Raw genomic sequence first — 19,612 nt, 5'->3', positions numbered from 1 at the left:
GCGTCCGATTAATTCGTCTGGCATGACCCCTCGAAGAACCTTCACTCCCGGGCTCACGGCCGCCGTCATCAGCGGCCTGCTGTCCGCGGTGCCCCAGTCCGCCGGTGCGGACCCACACCAGGACCCCGAGCGGCGTGTCATCGTCACGCTGTCCGGGGATGCCGCCGCGACGGGCAAGGGCACGCTGCGGTCCGCCGACGCCAAGGAGATCGGCGCCGACCGCGCCTCCCTCGCCGCCCGGCAGAAGAAGTTCCTCGGTGACGCGAAGGACGCCGGGCTGAGCACCGGTGCCCCGCGCCGTCTGAACCTGCTGCTCGACGCGGTCGCCGTGACCGTGAAGGCCTCCGAGGTTGCCGAGCTGAAGCAGCTGCCCGGGGTGGTCTCCGTCGTCCCCGACAGCAAGGTGCACATCCTCACCGACGACAGCGTGCCGCTGATCAACGCGCCGCAGGTCTGGCAGCGCAAGGACCCGGCGGGCAACGGCGCCGACGGCAAGGGCGTCACCGTCGCCATCCTCGACAGCGGCGTCGACTACAGCCACCCGGACCTGGGCGGCGCCTTCGGCAAGGGCCACAAGGTCGTCGGCGGTTACGACTTCGTCAACGGCGACGCCGACCCGATGGACGACAACGGCCACGGCACCCATGTCGCCGGAATCATCGCGGGCAAGGCGGCCGAGAAGGGCGGCGTCACCGGTGTGGCGCCGGGCGCGGACCTCCTCGCGTACAAGGTCATGGACGCCGCGGGGGAGGGCTACACCTCCGACATCGTCGCCGGCATCGAGGCCGCGATCGACCCGGCCGATCCGCACCGCGCCGATGTCATCAACATGAGCATCGGCGGCTACGGAGACGGGCACGATCCGCTCGGCCTGGCCGCAACCGCCGCCACCAAGGCGGGAGTTGTCGTCGTCGCCTCGGCCGGCAACGAGGGCCCGGACAGCGGCACCGTCGGCTCCCCGGCCGCCGCCGACGGCGTCATCGCGGTCGGGGCCTCGATCAGCGGGCTGCGCATACCCGGCGCCGCCTACAAGGGCGGCAAGAAGATCCAGACGTACCGCGGCATGATCTCGGCGAACCCGCCCGCCAAGCCCGTCACCACCGAACTCGTCGACCTCGGCCAGGGCACCCCGGAGGACTGGGAGCGGGCCGGAGACGTCAAGGGCAAGGTCGTCCGCGTCGAAATGACGGTCGCGGCCGTCCGTGACGACCTGTACGCCTCGGAGATCGAGACGGCTCGCGAGGCGGAGCGCCGCGGTGCGCTCGCCGTCATCGGCGGGCAGAACTCGGGCGGCGGACCGGTGCTCGCCGGGGGGCCGGACACGGCCGGTCAGCCGGGCGGCTCGGGTCAGGCGCGTGGCTCGGGTCAGCCGCCGCCCGGCGCGGACGGGACCGTGCCGCTCGGCCCGGCGACGTCCGTCAAGGAGTCGGGCGACTCGCTGCGCATGGACTCCATGGTCATGCTGGGTGTCGACGCCACTCAGTTCGCCGAGCTCGGCCGCCGCCTGGCGGACGGCAAGGTCGAGGTGACGATCAGCGGCACGGACGTCACCGACAAGATCGCGTCCTTCTCCTCGCGCGGCCCCGACCTGAACCGGAACCTCAAGCCGGACCTCGTCGCACCGGGTTACGACATCCGCTCGACGGTCCCCAAGTCCCTTTACGCGCCCGGCTATTACCGCATGTCGGGTACGTCGATGGCGGGACCGCACGTCGCGGGCGCCGCGGCCCTGCTGCGCCAGCTCCGTCCCGGTGAGACCCCGGCGCAGGTCACCTCCGAACTCGTGGGCAGTGCAAAGGAGTTGAAGGACTACGGGACGACGACCACCGGTTCCGGACGGCTCGACGTCGCCGCGGCCGCGGACCGGGCGGACGCCGCCGTCACCACGACGCCGGCCACCCTCTCGTACGGGCTCGCCGACCTCTCCCGGCACACCGTGGGCGGCAGCAAGAAGCTCAGGGTCAACAACTCCGGCACACGGACCCGCACCGTCCGGCTGAAGGTGAGCGGCGAGGCCCGGGTCAGCCCTCGCATCCTGCGCATCCCGGCCGGCGGCAGCGCCACCGCGACCGTCGCCCTCAGCGCCGACCGCCCCGAGGGCGAGGCCGAGATCAGCGGCACGGTCACGGTCACCCCCGAGCACGGCGCGGCCCTGCGCATCCCGTACCTCCTGGTCGTACGGCAGCTGTTCGTCCAGGCGGGTCCCGACCCGAGCGACGGCAAGTCCACCGCGGTCGTCTTCACACCGGCCCCGCTGGCGAAGCCGCCGGTGCTCACCGTGACACCGCCGCACGGCAGGCCCTACACGGTCACCACCGGACTCCGCTCCGGGAACGTCTACCAGGCGGAGATCACCGGCCGCGGCATCGGCGCCCATCTGGTCTCGGTGACCGGACGGACGACCGACGGCAAGACCCTGACGAGCAACCGGGACGGCTTCGAGGTCACCCCCGAGGACAGCCGCGACTCCCGCTGGCAGCCGGTCGGACCGAACTCGGAGAGTGGCAACATCACCACTGCGAAGAGCGACTCCGGGGCCGCCCTCCTCACCCAGTACAACAAGCTCGGCCCCTGGTCGACCGACGACAAGGGCGAGACCTGGAAGCAGCACCCCAGGCTGCCGATCGGCGACGTGAGCGGCCAGGCCTTCACCGTCGTCGACCCGAAGAACGCGAAGCGCTGGTGGTACGCCTCCAACTCCGCGTCCGGCATCCCCCGTACGAGCTCGATCCTGCGCACCGAGGACGGCGGCCGCACCTGGAAGACCCTGGACACGCCCGACGTCCCCCTCACCAAGTTCCTCTCCGACGAGGCGGCGAAGATCCTCGTCGCCGTCACCCCCACCGACCTCCTGATCAGCAAGGACGGCGGCGACACCTGGGCGAAGGAACCCATCGGCATCCCCGTCGACGAGGTCTACGACGTGGCGATCGGCGGCGACAGCCTCTACTTCACGGCGGGCAACTCCCTCTGGAAGCGTGACGGTCTCTCCACCGGCAATCTCGGCCCGGCCACCAAGGTCCATGAATCGACGGACGGGAAGGTCTCCGTCACCGTCGCCGCGGACAGCCAGGTCGTGGCGATCTACGAGATCGGCTCGGGCGTCGTCGGCTCCTTCGACGGCGGGAAGACCTGGTCGACGCTGGACGACCATGGCGTCGGCGGTACGGGGATGACCCTCACCGGCGGCGACGTGTACGTCAGCTACGGCGGCGACATCCGTGTCGGCCGCGACCACGGCCGGCAGTGGAGCACCATCCCGAGCGTCAACGACTCCTCAGTGGCCTCGGACTTCGACCGCTGGGCCGACGGCTCGCTGACCGTCTCCGCAAGCTCTGCCGGCGTCTACCGGGGCACGGCCGAAGGCAAGGACTACCACCGCCTCGGCGTCCAGGGCGGCACCGTCAACTCCCTTGCGGTGAGCGGCAACCAGCTCCTCGCGGCCGGTGACCAGGGCACGCACCGCGCACAGCTCCCGGTGTCGGGATCCGAGTGGGGCACCACCGGCGGCGAGGGCACCATCGGCCTCTCGACCCGGCTGCTCCAGACCTCCGCCAAGGACTCACGGATCGTCTGGCGGGTGCGCAATGACGCGTTCGGCGGCTTCCACCTGGAGCGCAGCGGAGACTCCGGCGCCACCTGGGAGGAGAAGGGCGCCAGCAACGGCACCGTGTTCGCCCTCGCCGTCCACCCCGCCGACCCCGAGCGCGTCTATGTCTCGTACGGCAATCTGCAGGGCATGGGCCTGTTCTCCACCGAGGACGGCGGGGCCACCTGGAAGAACGTGCTCAACGAGCAGACGTACTTCACCGCGGTCGCGGGTGACCCGAAGAACCCGGACCGGCTGTGGCTCGGCGCCCCCGACGGCCTCTACCGCTCGGACAACGGCGGTGACGACATCACCAGGGTCGCCGACGGACGCGTCGACACCATCGAGTTCACCGGCTCGCGGATGCTGACCGGCGGCGACGCCATCAAGGTCTCGACGGACGGCGGGGAGACCTTCCGCACCGGCGACACCGGCAAGCTGCCGGCGCGGGTCAGCGATCTGCTCCAGGTGGGCGGCACGCTGTACGCGGCGACCACCAGCTACTGGGAGACGGCCCTGCCGCGCGGCGGCCGCGGAGTCCTGCGCTCCACGGACGGCGGCCGGACCTGGCAGAACATCTCCACCGGCCTCCAGAACCTCGACGCGACCACTCTCGCGGCCAACGGCGGCTGGCTGTACGTCGGCACGGTTCAGGGAGGCGTGCACCGTCTGAAACTCTGACCACTCCCGAATACGCGCCGCACGTGACCCCTGGGGGTGGGGGCGCGTGCGGCGCTTCGTGGTGCTACGGGCGTTCGCCGACATCTGCAACAGGCCTTTTGCTCGGGGCCAGCTGTCGTGGTGCGGGAGTGGCATCGGCGTCGCCGTCCGCGTGCCGAGGCAGCAGGAAGGCGGGAATCAGGCCGAGGAGGGCGAGGAAGGCCAGGGGTACCAGGCTGCGGCTCATCGGTGCGGCGGAGGCGCTGGTCGCGCCGGCTGCGACGGCGATGCCGAGCGACGGACCGATGTTCATCGCCGTCTGTTTGAGCCCCCCGACGACTCCGGCGTAGCCCGGTGGCGCGTCGCCGACGACTGTGCCGGTGGCGGTGACCATCACCGTCGCGAACCCGGCTCCGAGTGCGGCGAAGGCGGCTGTCATGGACGGCCACGGGCTGGTCGGACCGAGCGAGGACAGCTGCGCGATGCCGGCCACGACGAGAACCGTGCCTGCGACGGCGGTGTGGCGTGGGCCGTACCGTCGCAGTGCGGCGCCGGCAACGGGCGCGCCCAGGACCATCAGCGCGGTCAGTGGCAGGACGCGCAGTCCTGTGGCGAGCGGGGCGAGCCGCAAGGCGTCCTGGAGGTAGAACGTGGCTTTGAACAGGGCGCCGAACAGACCTGCGCTCATGACCAGGAGGAGCGCCATGGCCGCGGTCACCGGGACGGACCGGGCCACGGCATGCGGCACGATCGGGTGTGCGGCACGGCGCTCGTGCAGAACGAGTACCGCCGACAAGGTCAGGCCGCCGGCGAGTTCAAGCAGAGTCGATCCAGCGGTCCACCCGCTCCCCGGCACGTCGGTCAGAGCGTGGACGAGGATCGCAAGTGCCGCCGTGAGCAGGGCCGTGCCGGTGAGGTCCAGCCGTTGCGAACCTGCGCGTTCAGGCATCGGCGTACGGACAGCGAGGGTGAGCGCGGCGATCACGAGCGCGACGGGTGCGTTGACCCAGAACACCGCACGCCATCCGAAATGTTGCACCAGAATCCCGCCGAGGACCGGACCGATCCCGGCCGCCACCGCGATCGCGCTGGTACGGATGGCGATGGGCGTGCCGAGCCGGTCCGGCGGATACGCCAGCCGCAGCAAGGCGAGCGTCGCAGGCTGGAGCAGCGCACCGAAAACGCCCTGAGCGACGCGCAGCGCGATCACCCAGCCGATGGAGGGTGCGAGCGCGATGCCGGTCGATGCGGCCCCGAACCCGAGGACGCCCACCAGGAGCAGCCGCGTGTGTCCGTACCGGTCGCCGAGGCGGCCGGCGACGACGAGGAGCGTGGCGACGGCGATCAGGTAGCCGGTGCTCGTCCATTGGACCTGAGCCACGCTCGCGTCGAGATCATGCCGCAGGCTTGGCTGCGCCACGAGCAGGATGGTCCCGTCCAGTGCGACGATCATCGCTCCGGACGCGGAGGCCAGGAGAGCGAAGGGCCGCCTCGCGGCAGTGCTCATGCCGTCACCGGCGCCAGGTGGGCGTCCAGGACTGCCGTGACGAGCCGGTCGCGCTCCTGATCACCCGGCGGGGGAGTGCCGAGGGCCAGTTGCAGGCTTCCCCAGGTCCACAATTGGGCGATGCCGTGCAGCCCGGACCACAGGGCGGCGGCGGTCACCGCGGGTGATACGGCCGAACTGCCGGGCGAGTCGGGCCGATGTACGGCGTCCGGATCCTTCCTGCACAGGCCGACCAGCTCGACCATCCGCATGAACAGCGGAAGCGTGGAGGTGCGCAACTGAGGCCGGCCTGCCTCCTGTTGTGCCCCGTCGAGCAGGTCGTGACGGAACATCAGCTCGAACATGCCGCGGCGCTCCAGCGCGTACCCGACGTACGCCCCGGCAATTCGCTCCAGTTGAACGCGTGGTGGTGCCTCGCGGTCGTCGGCGCCTTCGAACCGGGCCGCGAGGTCCTCGAAGCCGCGCTGGGCAATGGCCGCGAGCAGGGCGTGGTGCGTGGCGAAGTACCTGCGCGGGGCCCCGTGCGAGACCCCGGCCCGCCGGGCGATCTCCCGCAGCCCCACCGACGCGGAACCCTCGGTGAGGACCAGGTCCACACCGACGTCGATCAGCCGCTCGCGAAGAGAGTTCTCATCGTTCATAGACACTGTCTACCATTGAGGCGTAGACAGTGTCTATTCGGTGAGAGAGGGGTGGCGGGTCTCTGGCATCAGCGGGTCTGGGGCACCCGGAATCTGCGGCGGTACTCCGTCGGTGTTGTGTTCAGCCGTCGTCGGAACGCCCGGACCAGGGTGTCCGTCGTGCCGAATCCGCAGGCGGACGCGATGCGTTCGAGGGTGGCGTCGGAGGATTCGAGGTCGTGGCGTGCCTTCTCGACGCGGACGGACTCGATGTAGGCGTGCGGGGTCATGCCCAGTTCGGTCTTGAAGAGCCGGGTGAGGTGCCGGTCGCTGACGTGCGCGTACTCGGCGAGGTCCACGACGGTCAGCGGCCGGCTGATGTTGCGCATGATGTGGTGGCGGAGATCCTCGATGCGTCGTGTTGTGGAGAGCTGCTCCAGAGGAACGCTGAACTGGCTCTGTCCGCTTGGCCGCTTCAAGTACATGACGAGCTGCCGGGCGACGCGCAGCGCGATGGCTTCGCCCAGGTCATCGGCGATCAGGGCGAGCGACAGATCGAGGCAGGCGCTGATGCCTGCCCCGGTCCACACATTCCCCTCGCGGATGAAGATCGGGTCGGCGTCGACCTCCACGGCCGGGTGATCCGCGGCCAGTTGGGGCGCCGTCGACCAGTGCGTGGTCGCCCGCTTGCCGTCGAGGAGGCCGGCCGCGGCGAGGAGGTGCGCTCCGACGCATACGGACGTGACCCGGTGGGTGCGGTCGGCGAGGGTCTTCACCCAGCTGACCAGCTCGGGGTCGACGAGCGCGCGTACCCGGCGCTCGCTGTCGACCTCCACCGAGCCGGGCACGATCAGGGTGTCGATGCTTCCCTCGGCGGCCTCCCGGAAGGTGATGTCGGGGAGGATGCGGACTCCGGCGGAGGTGGTCACCGGGTCCATGCTCTCGGCGGCGAGGACGACGTGATAGCCCGCCGCGTCCTCGGTCTCGCGCCGGGCCAGGGAGAACACTTCCGGTGGCCCGGTGACGTCGAGCAGGTCGACGCCTTCGAAGAGGACGATGACGATGAGCCGTCTGGCGATGTCCTGCATGAGTCCCCCTGGTCGGTCTGCCGTGCCATCGATGGTGCGCGAGTGGCATGTCGGTATCTGCATGTTAGACGTCATTGTCGACACGCCTGCTGGGTCATAGCGTTCTAGTCGCAGCCCACCGCATCGCTCGGGCTGCCAACCTCACGCGAAGACCGAAGGCGGTACACCCATGTCCAGAACTACGCTGCGCGAGCTCAACGGCTTCGACGAGACGCCCGCGAAGCTGGCCGAATCGACGCTGATCCTGATCGACTTCCAGAACACCTACACCCAGGGCGTGATGGAACTCGACGGGTGGGAGGCCTCGCTCGACGCCGCCGCGCAGCTGCTGGCACGGGCCCGCCAGGAGGGCACGAAGATCGTGCACGTCATCAACGACGGCGGCGAGGGCACCCCGTACGACATCCGGGCCGAGATCGGTCGGATCCACCCCCGTGTCGCGCCGGTCGACGGTGAGGCCGTCGTCGTCAAGCAGGTCCCGAACGCGTTCGTCGACACCGACCTGGGCACACACGTCCCGGACGGGCAGGACGTCATCATCGCCGGCTGGATGACGCACATGTGCGTGGCGTTCACCGCGCAGGGCGCGTTCCTGCGCGGCAACCGCCCCACGGTCGTCGCCGACGCCACCGCCACCCGCTCGCTGCCGGTCGCCGGCACCGACCTCGACGCCTGCCAGGTGCACTACAGCGCCCTCGCCACCATCGCCGACCTGTACGGCGTCGTCGTACCGACCCAGAAGGAGATCGTCTGATGAAGCTGCTGCGTTCAGCCGCCGCGCTGAGTCTCGCCACCGTTCTCGCGGCCACCGCGACGGCGTGCGGCGGAAGCTCCGAAGCCGCCGCACGCACCGACCGCAAGCCGTCGCCCGCCGCGGAGAAGAACGCCGGGGGGAACGCCGGGGAGAAGAACGTCGCGAAGGACACGACGACGCTGCGGCAGCTCAACAAGCTCGACGAGACCCCGGCGAAGCTCTCCGACGCGACACTGATCCTCGTCGACTACCAGAACACCTACACCCAGGGTGTGATGGAACTCGACGGCTGGCACTCCGCGGTGAACAACGCCGAAGCTCTGCTGAAGCGCGCCCGTGAGGCGGGCACGCCGGTCATCCACATCGTCGACAAGGGCTACGACCTGAAGTCGAAGGCGGGTCAGATCATTCCGGCACTGAAGCCGGCGAAGGGCGAGCCCGTCGTCGAGAAGACCGTCCCCAACGGCTTCTACCGCACCGATCTCGCCGAACAGGTCAAGAAGGCCGGGCACAAGAACGTCATCATCGCCGGATTCATGACCAACATGTGCACCCTGTTCACGACGCAGGGCGCGTTCCTCAACGGCAACAACCCGACCGTGGTCGGCGACGCCTCCGCGACCCGGCCGTTGCCGCTGAAGGGCAATCCGAACGGCATCCCCGCGAAGCAGGTTCACGAGGCCGCGCTCGCCACGGTCCAGGACCTCTACGGAGTCGTGGTCCCCAAGCAGAGCTCGCTCAAGTAGCCAGTACTGGTCAGGTAGTCGTCCGGTACTCGCCGCATTCGGAGGGGGAAGGCATGCGCATTCCTTCCCCCTCCGCCCCCTCTGATCCCCCAAAGAAGAAGAACCCCCCACGTAAGGCCCCCCACAAATGACTCACCCAACCGATGGACTTCCCCCCATGTCCCACATGCAGATGGTCCCCCCACTCACTCAACATTCGTGCACCGAACCGCTACGGAGACAACGAAGATGGCTACGCGCAGAGGATTTATAGGCAGCGCTTCCGGTATCAGCACCGCGGCGCTGTTGGGCTACTCGGCGTCCCCGAGTGCCGCGGACACTCCACTGACCAACTCGACGGGCACGCTCGCAACGTCGGCCGTGACCCAGCAGCAGGCGAAAGACTCGATCTTCGCTGTCAACGCCGGTATGCGCTCCAACTACGCCACTCTCAAGGCGGAGTTGGTCAAGCACCTCTCCCCGGTGATCGTGGTGCAGAACGACGCGAAGGGCGGCAGGTTCACCCTCGTTACGGCGAACGGCCAGGAGTCCGTCAACCCCGTGGCGGAGACGTTCGAGCTGGCGAAGTCCATCGCTCACGTTCCGCTCGGCTGCTTCTCCGTGATCGCCTCGTACCTCGCGGACAAGATCCCGAACCTGCCGAACGCCAACCGCATCGACCCGCATGACCTCCTGCTGGTGGCGTTCAACGACGACAAGTCCACCGCGTGGATCGAACCCCTTCAGGCCTACGCCGTCACCCTCACCACGGCGCGCAAGAACCTTCCCGCCGCCGGTCTGCCGGCCGCGCTGACCACGTCGTGCGGCAACATCCTCGACGCCGCCCTGAAGTTCATCAACGCCTCGGTCACGGCGAAGGTGTTCGACATGAAGTCGTTCGAGGACTTCTCCGGCAGCGTCTACCCCGACATCCGCGTCAACATGGAGCACGCCGCGCAGGCCCAGATCAAGGGTGTGCAGGACACCATGAAGACCTGGCGCGCGAAGGTCGGCGAGGCCGCATGGGCGGACCTGTACTGCGTGGTGCTCTCGCAGTGGACCACCAGCGTGCTCAACCAGAACACCATCATCATCAAGGACTGCATGAACGCGGCGAAGGTCGCCACCCACCTGATCGACCTGCCCGGCCTCGAGACGCCGAAGGACCCGATCTTCACCGCGCTCGACAATCTCGCCCGGATCGTGCAGGACAACATCGCCGCGGAGATGGTGTTCCCGAAGGACACGAAGGTCGCCGACGCGCTGAAGGGCAAGGAGGACCTGCTGTCCGACGAGATCCTCATCCAGCTCGGCGGCACCGCCGCGACGACGCAGACCTCTCCCACGTACAACACACTCTCCGAGGGGATGTGCCCGGTCAGGAAGTAGCCACGGGCACGGAGATGCGTCTTCCTGTAGACGCATAGAACGTGCAGGCCAGGCGGCTCCTCCCGGTGACAGCGGAAGAGCTGCGGGGGAGCCGCTCATGGCCTTGTCCGCTGCCGTTCGCCGACGACAGCGCTACGACGTCCACACGACTCCCGTCAGTTGTGCCGGGTGTCGATGACGCAGAAGCGGTTGCCGTCCGGATCGGCGAGCACGATGAAGTCGGCGTCGTCCGGATAGAGGTCCCAGTCGACCCGCTGTGCGCCCAGGGACACCAACCGCTCGACCTCGGCAGCCTGGTCGGGCGCGTCCCGGGCATACAGATCCAGATGGATCCGCGGACGCTCCTGGACCGGCGTCTCGCTAAGGCCGAGCGACAGCTGGACCCCGGCGCCTTTTGCCGGCACCAACACCACCCAGTCGTCCTCCATCGCCTCGCGCGGGACGTATCCCAGGGCCTCCGTCCAGAACGCGGCCGCACGCGGCACATCCGAGACACCCAGCACAACCGATCCGATTCTCAGCATGCGCAGATTCTGGCGGACCGCGGCACACCGCCGGCGTCGGCGACGCGCCGGAGCCACCTCGTGGGGAGCCGGGCGGCACCGCCCCCAGAAGGGGAGTGGCACCGCCCGGCGAAGCCCGCCCTGTGCGTCAGAAGACGAACGGACCAGGTGTCTGCGCGGATGTGGCGTTACAGGTCACGGTGATGCCCATGACCACGACCTTCAGGGACTTGGCCTCCAGGCTGTCCCCGGCGGCGACGGTCCCGTTCAGCGGCCCGGTGGACACGGGGCCGCCGGCGGGGATCGCCGGGTTGGAGTTGCCGGTGAACGTGGACGTCCCGGTGCCGTTGTCGGTGAGCGTCAGCGTCGAGTTGACCGAGCCCGCCGCGACGTCGATGGGTGCCGAGATGGCTGAGGTGGACACACTGATCGTCGCGGCGGTCCCGTCCTGGGTGGCCGTGAGGGTCGCCGTGCCAGACCCGTAGATTCCGCAGTCGAACGAGATGGTGGCGGTGTCGGGGGTCACCGCGGTCGCCACGGGTGCGAGCGCGAGCGCGCTCACGGCGACCACACCGACACCCAGTGCCGAACCGATACCGAGCCTTCTGCCATACCTCATGGGGGAGCCTGCCTTCACTATGTGAGTGGGGGGAAAGTGCAGGTGCGGGTCCCGGTGCAGGTGCGGGTGCAGTTGCGGGAGTGACGTGCTGAAATCGTCGCCCATTGAGACACAGGCCGCGTGAGGCAGCAAGACCGGTCCCGTGATTGTCGACGTGCTACGGCTGGAACCGGCCTTGATCGGCGAACGCGGCCCGGCCCCGGCAGTTGGGCGTGGCACACGCATACCGCTTTGACGCGACGCCTGACGGATCCCGGCGGCCTAGGATGCGAATTCCCTGCGCTGGAGGGTGATTCCGCATGACTGTGCCGAGCCTGCTCGCGGTCTTCGCCCACCCGGACGACGAGTCTCTGTGGGCCGAAGACACGCCACGCGCCGAGGAGTTGGCCGAGGCGCTACGGATCGTCGGCGCTGGCGCGCCACGGCTGCTCGGCTACGCCGACGCTCGTGCGCCGCAGTCGGCTCCCGGCGCGACGCGATGCTGCGACGCGCCGATCGACGAAGCCGTGGGCCGACTCGTGGCGCAACTCAGGGAGTGCCGCCCGCAGATCGTGGTCACCCATGACGCCTACGGCGGGCTGACCGGGCATCCGGACCATGTGCACACCCATCGGGTGACCATGCTCGCCGTCCAGGCGAGAGCGGGGGAAGGGCGAGTTCGAGGGCGCTGAGCGGCACTTGGAGCCAGTGCGGCCAGCCGTGGACGGCGAGGGACAGCACGCGCCCGACGCCTCTGAGCAGGAAGACGCCGGAGAGCCACCGTACCGCCGTTGAGGGGATCGGAGACTGGGGTGCGGCCCAGATCCACGCGAGCCCGTATCCGAAGATGATCGCGTTGTAGAACCGCTCCCGGCTGTCGACAGTCGCTCCCGTCGAGCCCTCGCCGGGTACGGAGGCGATGCCGAGGACGAGGTGGTAGAGGCCGATCGCCACGCAGGCGATGCCCATCGCCATTGCGAGCGCTGCGAACCGGGTGCTCGCCGGCGACCCGGTCATCCAGGCGATCATCACGGGCGAACTGGCGGAGCTGCGGCGGCGGTTGCTGGAGGCGACGGTGCTCGGCGACGGGCCGACGCACCTCGTGTCGGCCGCGCTCACGAGCTGGCCGGTCTTCGTCCGCGTGCTCTGCGTGGACCGGCTGACCAATGAGTCGTTCACCCGCGCCGAACTGCACGGGATGTGCGTCGGTGCATTGAAGGGGGCGTTGGGCGCTGTGCTCGATCTCGATGCGCTGACCGGTATGGAGGGTGGTCGGTGACCTGGCGCGGACCGCGCGGCGTGGTCGGTCGTTGCGTACGATTCGGCGCGTCGAGGTAAGCGGATTCGAGTGTCGAGGTACGCAGGGGAGGCCCCATGGGCGCCGGGCACCGGCACGCCGACAAGGGCGCCATGCTGGCCCGCTTCGCGGCCCGCATCCTCGTGGTGTGCCCCCGCTGTTCCGGGCGCGCCGTGGTTGTACCCCGACCTGGAGGGCCCGAACTCCGTTACTCCGTAGACCTGTTGTTCCTGTCCAGGCGGCTGGCGTGCGCGCGCTGCGGGGTCACGGCCGAGTGGGAGCCGGAGCGGCGCGGCGGCGCCCGGATCGGCGCGACGCTCGGCGGTCCGGCCGAGCCGTTCTTCGGCAGGCCGCTGTGGCTGCAGACGCGCTGCGCGGGCCGGCTGCTGTGGGCGTACGACATCGCGCACGTCGACGCGCTCGCGGCGTACATCGGTGCGCGTCTGAGGGAGCGGGGGAGTCCGTCGTCGTCTCTGGCGATGATCCCGAGGCTGCCCGGCTGGATGACCTCGGCCGCCAACCGCAGTGAGGTCGTCGCGGGGCTCGCCGCGCTGCGTGCGCAGGCCGAGCGCTCGGCGCCGGACGACCGCCCCGAGACCGCCGACGGGAGCGCGGCCCGGCCGCAGCGGCGACGCGCGACGTACTAGCCCCGATCGCGACTCGACCCCAACTCCCCATTGGTCCATACCCATTGACGAAAGGTCTGGACCTCTCTACCGTGCGTCGTGCTCACGCCAACCCCCACTCGCCCGGCGATCCTGCGGAGGCCCCCCATGTCCCGTCGCAGTCGTACCTCCCGTCTCCTCGGCGCAGCCCTCGCGGCTGCCGCGTCCCTCTCCACCGTCCTGGTCGCGGCACCCGACGCCCCCGCCGCCGACACCTGCGCGACCAAACCGCGACCGGCCGGCAAGGTCCTCCAGGGCTACTGGGAGAACTGGGACGGTGCGTCCAACGGCGTGCACCCGCCGTTCGGCTGGACCCCCATCACCAACCCCGAGATGGCGCAGCACGGCTACAACGTCATCAACGCGGCCTTCCCGGTGATCCGCTCCGACGGCACCGCACTGTGGGAGGACGGCATGGACACGAACGTGAAGGTCGCGACCCCGGCCGAGATGTGTCAGGCCAAGGCCTCGGGTCAGACCGTCCTGATGTCCATCGGCGGCGCGGCAGCGGGCATCGACCTCAACTCGACGGCCGTCGCGGACCACTTCGTCGAGACGATCGTCCCGATCCTGAAGAAGTACAACTTCGACGGCATCGACATCGACATCGAGACGGGCCTCACCGGAAGCGGCAACATCAGCCAACTCTCCACGTCCCAGGCCAACTTGATCCGCATCATCGACGGCATCCTTGCCCAGATGCCCGCCGGGTTCGGCCTGACGATGGCCCCCGAGACGGCGTACGTCACCGGCGGCAGCGTCACGTACGGCTCGATCTGGGGCGCGTACCTCCCCATCATCAAGAAGTACGCCGACAACGGCAGCCTGTGGTGGCTCAACATGCAGTACTACAACGGCAGCATGTACGGCTGCTCCGGCGACTCCTACGAGGCCGGCACCGTCCAGGGCTTCACCGCCCAGACCGACTGCCTGAACAAGGGCCTCGTCGTCCAGGGAACCACGATCAAGGTCCCCTACGACAAGCAGGTCCCCGGCCTGCCGGCCCAGCCCGGCGCGGGCGGGGGCTATATGGCTCCGAGTCTGGTTTCGCAGGCATGGAACACGTACGGCGACGGCCTCAAAGGGCTGATGACCTGGTCGATCAACTGGGACGGGTCGAAGGGGTGGACGTTCGGCGACAACGTGAAGGGTCTGGAGCATTGACATGCTCCTCGGGCTGATGCCCGAGGATTCTGGCCGTCCCGTGCTGGTCGCGGTGCAGCTATGCGGCACGGCTTCCGGTACGGGATTACGTGGCTTCCTGATTCTTCACGTCGTGCCGCGCCCCCGATGCTGCTGGGGGTTTGGTCTTACCGACGCTCCGCAGGCTCGAACCGCCTTGTCCGGCGGCTTTGACGTTCTTCGCGGCGTTCACATCGCGGTCGTGCAGGGTGTTGCAGGCGGGGCAGGTCCACTCCCGCACATGGAGGGGTTTGGGTCCGTCGACATGTCCGCAGGCGGAGCGGGTACGGGTGGTCGGGGTGAACCGGCCGATCTGTACGAACACGCGGCCGTACCGTTTGGCCTTGTACTCGAGCATGTCGACGAACTGGGACCAGCCTGCATCGTTCACGCTCTTGGCCAGCCTGGTGCGCGCGAGTCCGGAGACTGCCAGGTTCTCCACGACCACCGTTTGGTTCTCACGGATGATCCGGGTGGAGAGCTGGTGGCCAAACTCCTTGCGTGCGTCGGCGACTTGAGCGTGGGCGCGGGCGACTCTCAGCCGGGCTTTTTCACGGTTCTTCGATCCCTTCTGTTTGCGGGACAGCTCCCGCTGGGCCTTCTTCAGCTTCTTCTCCGCACGGCGCAAAAACCGCGGAGAGTCGATCTTCGTTCCGTTGTCGAGCACCGCGAAATGGGTCAGGCCGAGGTCGATGCCGACGCAGCTGTCGGGGTCGGGGTCGGGCATCGCGGCAGCATCGGCGGCCGGGTCGGTGTCGATGACGAAACTGGCGAAGTACCGGCCTGCGGCATCTTTGATGACGGTGACCGAGGACGGCATACAGGGCAGAGAGCGGGACCACTTGACCTTCAGGCCGCCGATCTTCGGCAGGGACAGCCGCCCACCTTTGGTGATCTTTCAGCGGGCGTTCGCGGTGAACCGGATCGACTGTCGGGCATCCTTACGGGACCGAAAGGACGGCTCACCCATCTTCGGTCCCTTGCGCTCTCCTTTGAGAGAGGCGAAAAAGTTTGCGTAGGCCGTATCCGCGTCCCGCAGCGCCTGTTGGAGGACGACCGCGGACACCTCGCCCCGGAAGGACCGCTCCGGGCGCTGCTTCGCCCCGGTGATCAGCGATGCCGAAAGAATCCTTGATGTGGGGTAGGGCTTGTTGGCGGCTTGGGCGTCACGGCGGGCGCGCACCGTGTCGTTGAACACGACTCGGGCGCATCCGAACGCCCGTGCCAATGCCTGCTGTTGACCGGGCTCCGGATACAGGCGAAAGCTGTACCGAAGCTGCATGATCGGACTCTAACCCCGCTCCAGTCCGTCTGTCTCATACGTGGGTTATGAGCGAGACGTCGAACATTCGTACAGGCTGCCACTGTGCCTTCGCCACGGGTGTCCACTTGGTCTTCGTGACCAAATTCCGGCACAAGGTGTTCAGTGATGAGCATCTGTGACGCATGGAGGAAGTGCGGGTGGTGTGCGCGGACTTGGAATGCGAGCTGGTGGAGTTCAACGGAGAGGACAACCACGTCCACCTCCTGGTGAACTTCCCACCGCAGTGGCTGTGACCAGACTCGTCAACTCCCTCAAGGCCGGCTCCTCCCAACGCCTGCGCCAGGAATTCCCTGATCTCGTCCGGCACTACTGGCTGGCCAACACGCTCTGGTCCGGGTCCTACTTCGCCGCCACCGTGGGCGGCGAACCCCTGACCATCGTCAAGCAATACATTGAGCAACAAAACCGGCCGACCTGAACCGTCACGCCACCGTAACGCTCCGCGTCACCAGCCCTGAAAACAGCACCACCCCTCTCCACACGGCAAGACACAGCGACGCTCCGCGCCGCAGTTGAAGATTCGCTTCACCGCCGGGCTGAAGCCCGATGCACTGCTGAATCCCGGTAGCCGCACCGAGTCGTGGGAATGCCCCCCTTCACCCCACTGGGGTGAGATCCGGCCCGGCCGGTCAGGATTGGAGAAGCGCAGTCCGCCGGGCCGCTACTAACGTGGTGCCATGGACATCACCATTCACACCACCGCGCTCCCGCACGACGACCCGGACGCCTCCCTGGCCTTCTACCGCGACGTCCTCGGTTTCGAGGTCCGCAGTGACGTGGGCCAGGGCAAGATGCGCTGGATCACGGTCGGCCCCGTCGGCCAGCCCGGCACGTCCATCCTCCTCGCGCCGCCGGCCGCGGACCCCAGCATCAGCGAGGACGAGCGCCGCACCATCGCCGAAATGATGGCCAAGGGCACCTACGGCTGGATCCTGCTGGCCACCCGGGACCTGGACGGCACGTTCGAGAAGGTGCAGGCGGCCGACGCCGAGGTCGTCCAGGAGCCGACCGAGCAGCCGTACGGCATCCGCGACTGCGCCTTCCGTGACCCCGCGGGCAACATGGTCCGCATCCAGGAGCTTCGCTGAGCTCCGCAGCGCCAGGTGGCCCCGGGGTCCCCTGGCGCGCGCGGATACCCATGAAGGCAGGTGTCGTATGTGTCATCCGGCCTGGGGGCGCGCGCTCGCCCAGGATCAACGGCTGAAGGACCTGGTGCGACTGCGCCGTGTTCGTGACCGGATCGACCGGGCGTACGCGCAGCCGCTGAACGTGGAGGCGCTCGCCCGCGGAGTCGACTGGCCGGCCGGGCATCTCAGCCGGCAGTTCCGGCTCGCGTACGGCCTGTCACCGTACGCCTTCTTGATGACGCGCCGTGTCGAGCGGGCGAAGGCGTTGCTGCGCGGTGGCGATCTCACGGTCACCGAGGTCGGCTTCCTGGTCGGTTACGCGTCGCAAGGCGTCTTCCGTTCGCGCTTCACCGAGCTGGCCGGCGTGACGCCCGGCGCATACCGGTGCGGGGTGGTGGCGGCCGCGACAAGGACGCCGCCGATACCGGTCAGGAATGGAGAAGCATTCCTCACCGAGCCACAACTAGCGTGATGTCCATGACCTCCATCGAGTCCATCACCCTCGAGGTGGCCGACCCCACGGCCGCCCAGCGCTTCTACACCGCCGCCTTCGGCCTGGACACTCAGGTCGGACTGAGCGCCTCGGAGGCGCCGACGACCGGCTTCCGCGGCTTCTCGCTGTCGCTCACGGTGTCCCAGCCGGCCGACGTCAAGGCGCTCATCGGCACGGCCCTCGACGCCGGCGCCACACCGCTCAAGCCCGTCACGAAGTCCCTGTGGGGATACGGCGGCGTCGTCCAGGCACCGGACGGGACGATCTGGAAGGTCGCCACGTCCGCGCGGAAGGACAAGGGCCCGGCGACCCGGCAGATCGACAGCATCGTGCTCCTGCTGGGAGTGGCGGACGTGGCCGCGAGCAGGCAGTTCTACGTCGACCGCGGTCTCACCGTGGCGAAGAGCTTCGGCCGCAAGTACGTCGAGTTCGAAACACCATCGAGCCCGGTCAAGCTGGCTCTCTACGGGCGCCGCGCGCTGGCCAAGGATGTCGGCGTCCCCGTCGACGGCAGCGGATCGCACCGGCTCGTACTCGGCGGCGACGCCGGGACCTTCACCGACCCGGACGACTTCGCCTGGCAGGCCACCACGGTCGCTTCCGCGGCCTGACCCGAAGCCACCCCCGTCCCGCTCGCTCTGACCACGCGTTGCCCGAGAGGAACCTGCCATGACGAACACGCAGAGGACCGCGAAGAGCACCACGAAGAGCGTGAAGAGCACCACCGGCACCGTCACGGTCGACAAGACGTACGACGGGTTCACCGAGGAGGAGCGAGGCGCGATGAAAGAGCGCGCCAAGGAACTCAAGGCGACCTCTTGACGCGGATCGCGCATGGCACCCATGAGGTCGCCCAGCGCACAGCCCCGGACGCGGAGATCGTCTACGTCGACAACGACCCTCTCGTCCTGAGCCACGCCCAGACCCTCCTCACCAGCACGCCGGAGGGCAGAACCGACTACCTCGACGCCGACCTGCGCAACGTCGAGCAGATCCTGGAGTCCGCCGCCAAGACCCTCGACCTCACCCGGCCCGTGACACTCATGCTGCTGGGCGTGGTCGCCTTCGTAGGCGATGACGAGGACCCGTACGGCATCGTCCGGCGCCTGCTCGACGCCCTGCCCTCCGGTAGCCATCTCGTCCTGTCCCACACCATCACCAGCCCGGCCATGCCGGACGTGGACGCGGCCGTGGCGTTCTGGAACGAACACGGCACGCCGAAGCTGAACCAGCGCACACCGGAGCAGGTCGCCCGGTTCTTCGACGGCCTGGAACTGCTGGACCCCGGCGTCGTCTCCTGCTCGCGCTGGCGTCCCGAGGGTGCCACCGCCGCGGTGCCCGATGAAGTGGCGATGTTCGGTGGGGTCGGGCGGAAGAGGTAGGGGAAAATACCGTGCTGCTGATCTCGAGGCCTTCGGATGCGTCAGGTGTCGTCTTCATCGACATAGACGGCACGCTCGTGCCGGCTCCGGGCTCGGCCGTCCACGTCGCCCGCTACTTGGGGACGGAGGCGGCCATGGCCGAAGCCGAGGCCGACTATGCGGCCGGAAGGCTGACCAACCCTCAGGTTGCCGCTGCCGACGCGAAAACCTGGTCCGGCTACACGGAGCGGGAGATCGACGACTGGCTGGCGGGCGTTCCACTCGTGGACGGTATCGAGGAGACCGTCGCGTGGTGCCGAGGACAGGGGCTCATCCCCGTTCTGGCCACGCTCGCCTGGCAGTCCATAGGCAAACACCTCTGTCAGCGGTTCGGGTTCGACGCGTACTGCGGACCCGAGTTGGAGACGGCGGAAGGACGATTCACCGGCCGCGTCCTGGCAGAGCTCGACGAGTGCGGCAAGCGTGACTTCGCCGTCCGCTACGCCGGGTCGCTCGGCCTTTCCCCTCAAGACTGCGCTGCCATCGGCGACAGCCGCTCAGACCTGCCGCTCTTCAGGGAGGCGGGACTGAGCATCGCGTTCAATGCCGACCAGCAGGCACGTGAGACAGCCGGAGTCTGTGTGGATGGTGAGGACATCCGAGTCGTGATCCCCCTGCTGGAGGAGTGGCTCAAGGCGCGTGGAAGTAGCCCCTCGCTGTAGATGCGGGC

At 68.6% G+C, this 19,612-nt stretch carries 20 protein-coding genes and 3 pseudogenes; 15 read left to right on the top strand and 8 right to left on the bottom strand.

The window, feature by feature from the left end; translation table 11 throughout:
- Nucleotides 1-22: 22 nt before the first annotated feature.
- Nucleotides 23-4,270: a S8 family serine peptidase gene (locus tag CG723_RS48670; RefSeq protein WP_100594375.1), complete on the top strand. Its 4,248-nt coding sequence runs from the start codon at nt 23-25 to the stop codon at nt 4,268-4,270.
- A gap of 64 nt (nt 4,271-4,334) precedes the next feature.
- On the opposite strand, the gene CG723_RS17545 is transcribed toward CG723_RS48670, so the two are convergent.
- The 3 genes from CG723_RS17545 to CG723_RS17535 all read right to left on the bottom strand — a co-directional run bounded on the left by CG723_RS17545 (nt 4,335) and on the right by CG723_RS17535 (nt 7,464).
- On the bottom strand, nt 4,335-5,756 hold the full coding sequence (locus CG723_RS17545; RefSeq protein WP_100594374.1) for an MFS transporter: 1,422 nt from the start codon (nt 5,754-5,756) through the stop codon (nt 4,335-4,337).
- The gene (locus CG723_RS17540; protein WP_100594373.1) at nt 5,753-6,397 is read right to left on the bottom strand and encodes a TetR/AcrR family transcriptional regulator; all 645 of its coding nucleotides are present in this window, start codon (nt 6,395-6,397) and stop codon (nt 5,753-5,755) included. The genes CG723_RS17545 and CG723_RS17540 overlap by 4 nt, the downstream gene beginning before the upstream one ends.
- 68 nt (nt 6,398-6,465) lie before the next feature.
- Entirely contained in the window at nt 6,466-7,464 is a 999-nt protein-coding gene (locus tag CG723_RS17535; RefSeq protein WP_100594372.1) for a GlxA family transcriptional regulator, read from the bottom strand.
- Nucleotides 7,465-7,633: 169 nt separating this feature from the next.
- Between CG723_RS17535 and CG723_RS17530 the strand changes: the two genes are divergently transcribed.
- The 3 genes from CG723_RS17530 (at nt 7,634) to CG723_RS17520 (ending at nt 10,332) form a co-directional block, all read left to right on the top strand.
- The gene (locus tag CG723_RS17530) at nt 7,634-8,218 is read left to right on the top strand and encodes an isochorismatase family protein (protein ID WP_100594371.1); all 585 of its coding nucleotides are present in this window, start codon (nt 7,634-7,636) and stop codon (nt 8,216-8,218) included.
- Nucleotides 8,218-8,964: a cysteine hydrolase family protein gene (locus CG723_RS17525; protein WP_100594370.1), complete on the top strand. Its 747-nt coding sequence runs from the start codon at nt 8,218-8,220 to the stop codon at nt 8,962-8,964. The genes CG723_RS17530 and CG723_RS17525 overlap by 1 nt, the downstream gene beginning before the upstream one ends.
- A 228-nt stretch (nt 8,965-9,192) precedes the next feature.
- Nucleotides 9,193-10,332, top strand: a complete 1,140-nt coding sequence (locus CG723_RS17520; protein WP_234374357.1) for a hypothetical protein — start codon at nt 9,193-9,195, stop codon at nt 10,330-10,332.
- Nucleotides 10,333-10,487: 155 nt separating this feature from the next.
- Here the strand turns inward: CG723_RS17520 and CG723_RS17515 are convergent, their stop codons facing one another.
- Together CG723_RS17515 and CG723_RS17510 are read right to left on the bottom strand one after the other, a co-directional pair.
- Entirely contained in the window at nt 10,488-10,856 is a 369-nt protein-coding gene (locus CG723_RS17515; protein ID WP_100594369.1) for a VOC family protein, read from the bottom strand.
- Nucleotides 10,857-10,983: 127 nt separating this feature from the next.
- Nucleotides 10,984-11,454, bottom strand: coding sequence for a hypothetical protein (locus tag CG723_RS17510; protein ID WP_100594368.1), 471 nt, complete (start codon nt 11,452-11,454; stop codon nt 10,984-10,986).
- A 299-nt stretch (nt 11,455-11,753) separates the two neighbouring features.
- Here CG723_RS17510 and CG723_RS17505 point away from each other — a divergent pair.
- Nucleotides 11,754-12,092 (top strand): annotated as a pseudogene (locus CG723_RS17505) (PIG-L deacetylase family protein); the annotation flags it as partial.
- On the opposite strand, the gene CG723_RS17500 reads toward CG723_RS17505, so the two are convergent.
- Nucleotides 12,010-12,402: a DUF4345 domain-containing protein gene (locus tag CG723_RS17500; RefSeq protein ID WP_442802564.1), complete on the bottom strand. Its 393-nt coding sequence runs from the start codon at nt 12,400-12,402 to the stop codon at nt 12,010-12,012. The pseudogene CG723_RS17505 and the gene CG723_RS17500 sit on opposite strands and share 83 nt — an antisense overlap.
- Here CG723_RS17500 and CG723_RS17495 point away from each other — a divergent pair.
- From CG723_RS17495 to CG723_RS17485, 3 genes are all read left to right on the top strand, one after another.
- On the top strand, nt 12,395-12,712 hold the full coding sequence (locus CG723_RS17495; RefSeq protein WP_199841819.1) for a hypothetical protein: 318 nt from the start codon (nt 12,395-12,397) through the stop codon (nt 12,710-12,712). The genes CG723_RS17500 and CG723_RS17495 overlap by 8 nt on opposite strands.
- A gap of 95 nt (nt 12,713-12,807) precedes the next feature.
- Nucleotides 12,808-13,377: a hypothetical protein gene (locus CG723_RS46930; protein WP_199841804.1), complete on the top strand. Its 570-nt coding sequence runs from the start codon at nt 12,808-12,810 to the stop codon at nt 13,375-13,377.
- A gap of 126 nt (nt 13,378-13,503) precedes the next feature.
- Nucleotides 13,504-14,559, top strand: a complete 1,056-nt coding sequence (locus tag CG723_RS17485) for a chitinase (RefSeq protein ID WP_100594365.1) — start codon at nt 13,504-13,506, stop codon at nt 14,557-14,559.
- 85 nt (nt 14,560-14,644) lie between these two features.
- Here CG723_RS17485 and CG723_RS49245 read toward each other — a convergent pair whose 3' ends face one another.
- Together CG723_RS49245 and CG723_RS49240 are read right to left on the bottom strand one after the other, a co-directional pair.
- Nucleotides 14,645-15,406: an RNA-guided endonuclease InsQ/TnpB family protein gene (locus CG723_RS49245; RefSeq protein ID WP_442802571.1), complete on the bottom strand. Its 762-nt coding sequence runs from the start codon at nt 15,404-15,406 to the stop codon at nt 14,645-14,647.
- Nucleotides 15,407-15,475: 69 nt separating this feature from the next.
- The gene (locus tag CG723_RS49240; protein WP_442802563.1) at nt 15,476-15,859 is read right to left on the bottom strand and encodes a helix-turn-helix domain-containing protein; all 384 of its coding nucleotides are present in this window, start codon (nt 15,857-15,859) and stop codon (nt 15,476-15,478) included.
- A gap of 47 nt (nt 15,860-15,906) precedes the next feature.
- Between CG723_RS49240 and tnpA the strand changes: the two are divergent.
- The 7 genes and pseudogenes from tnpA to CG723_RS17450 all read left to right on the top strand — a co-directional run bounded on the left by tnpA (nt 15,907) and on the right by CG723_RS17450 (nt 19,604).
- Nucleotides 15,907-16,319: pseudogene (gene tnpA, locus CG723_RS17475) on the top strand (IS200/IS605 family transposase).
- Nucleotides 16,320-16,578: 259 nt separating this feature from the next.
- Nucleotides 16,579-16,989, top strand: coding sequence for a VOC family protein (locus CG723_RS17470; protein WP_100594364.1), 411 nt, complete (start codon nt 16,579-16,581; stop codon nt 16,987-16,989).
- Nucleotides 16,990-17,056: 67 nt separating this feature from the next.
- Nucleotides 17,057-17,500, top strand: coding sequence for a helix-turn-helix transcriptional regulator (locus tag CG723_RS17465; protein ID WP_100594363.1), 444 nt, complete (start codon nt 17,057-17,059; stop codon nt 17,498-17,500).
- 5 nt (nt 17,501-17,505) lie between these two features.
- Nucleotides 17,506-18,132, top strand: a complete 627-nt coding sequence (locus CG723_RS17460; RefSeq protein WP_100594656.1) for a glyoxalase — start codon at nt 17,506-17,508, stop codon at nt 18,130-18,132.
- A gap of 58 nt (nt 18,133-18,190) precedes the next feature.
- Entirely contained in the window at nt 18,191-18,343 is a 153-nt protein-coding gene (locus tag CG723_RS46225; protein ID WP_159032468.1) for a hypothetical protein, read from the top strand.
- Nucleotides 18,344-18,351: 8 nt separating this feature from the next.
- Nucleotides 18,352-18,903: pseudogene (locus CG723_RS17455) on the top strand (SAM-dependent methyltransferase); the annotation flags it as partial.
- A gap of 11 nt (nt 18,904-18,914) precedes the next feature.
- Complete coding sequence (locus tag CG723_RS17450; protein ID WP_234374356.1) at nt 18,915-19,604, top strand: HAD family hydrolase; 690 nt, start codon at nt 18,915-18,917, stop codon at nt 19,602-19,604.
- Nucleotides 19,605-19,612: the final 8 nt, after the last annotated feature.

This window comes from Streptomyces sp. CB01635, assembly GCF_002803065.1.
GTDB lineage: Bacteria > Actinomycetota > Actinomycetes > Streptomycetales > Streptomycetaceae > Streptomyces.
Note: the sequence above shows the minus strand (reverse complement) of the source record. Positions and strands in the feature narration are given on the sequence as shown.

What these genes read in the sequence shown, in the direction of transcription:
- CG723_RS48670 (WP_100594375.1), top strand. Translation starts at nt 23, where the DNA reads ATGACCCCTCGAAGAACCTTCACTCCCGGGCTCACGGCCGCCGTCATC.
- CG723_RS17545 (WP_100594374.1), bottom strand. Translation starts at nt 5,756, where the DNA reads ATGAGCACTGCCGCGAGGCGGCCCTTCGCTCTCCTGGCCTCCGCGTCC.
- CG723_RS17540 (WP_100594373.1), bottom strand. Translation starts at nt 6,397, where the DNA reads ATGAACGATGAGAACTCTCTTCGCGAGCGGCTGATCGACGTCGGTGTG.
- CG723_RS17535 (WP_100594372.1), bottom strand. Translation starts at nt 7,464, where the DNA reads ATGCAGGACATCGCCAGACGGCTCATCGTCATCGTCCTCTTCGAAGGC.
- CG723_RS17530 (WP_100594371.1), top strand. Translation starts at nt 7,634, where the DNA reads ATGTCCAGAACTACGCTGCGCGAGCTCAACGGCTTCGACGAGACGCCC.
- CG723_RS17525 (WP_100594370.1), top strand. Translation starts at nt 8,218, where the DNA reads ATGAAGCTGCTGCGTTCAGCCGCCGCGCTGAGTCTCGCCACCGTTCTC.
- CG723_RS17520 (WP_234374357.1), top strand. Translation starts at nt 9,193, where the DNA reads ATGGCTACGCGCAGAGGATTTATAGGCAGCGCTTCCGGTATCAGCACC.
- CG723_RS17515 (WP_100594369.1), bottom strand. Translation starts at nt 10,856, where the DNA reads ATGCTGAGAATCGGATCGGTTGTGCTGGGTGTCTCGGATGTGCCGCGT.
- CG723_RS17510 (WP_100594368.1), bottom strand. Translation starts at nt 11,454, where the DNA reads ATGAGGTATGGCAGAAGGCTCGGTATCGGTTCGGCACTGGGTGTCGGT.
- CG723_RS17495 (WP_199841819.1), top strand. Translation starts at nt 12,395, where the DNA reads ATGCCCATCGCCATTGCGAGCGCTGCGAACCGGGTGCTCGCCGGCGAC.
- CG723_RS17500 (WP_442802564.1), bottom strand. Translation starts at nt 12,402, where the DNA reads ATGGGCATCGCCTGCGTGGCGATCGGCCTCTACCACCTCGTCCTCGGC.
- CG723_RS46930 (WP_199841804.1), top strand. Translation starts at nt 12,808, where the DNA reads ATGGGCGCCGGGCACCGGCACGCCGACAAGGGCGCCATGCTGGCCCGC.
- CG723_RS17485 (WP_100594365.1), top strand. Translation starts at nt 13,504, where the DNA reads ATGTCCCGTCGCAGTCGTACCTCCCGTCTCCTCGGCGCAGCCCTCGCG.
- CG723_RS49240 (WP_442802563.1), bottom strand. Translation starts at nt 15,859, where the DNA reads ATGCAGCTTCGGTACAGCTTTCGCCTGTATCCGGAGCCCGGTCAACAG.
- CG723_RS17470 (WP_100594364.1), top strand. Translation starts at nt 16,579, where the DNA reads ATGGACATCACCATTCACACCACCGCGCTCCCGCACGACGACCCGGAC.
- CG723_RS17465 (WP_100594363.1), top strand. Translation starts at nt 17,057, where the DNA reads ATGTGTCATCCGGCCTGGGGGCGCGCGCTCGCCCAGGATCAACGGCTG.
- CG723_RS17460 (WP_100594656.1), top strand. Translation starts at nt 17,506, where the DNA reads ATGACCTCCATCGAGTCCATCACCCTCGAGGTGGCCGACCCCACGGCC.
- CG723_RS46225 (WP_159032468.1), top strand. Translation starts at nt 18,191, where the DNA reads ATGACGAACACGCAGAGGACCGCGAAGAGCACCACGAAGAGCGTGAAG.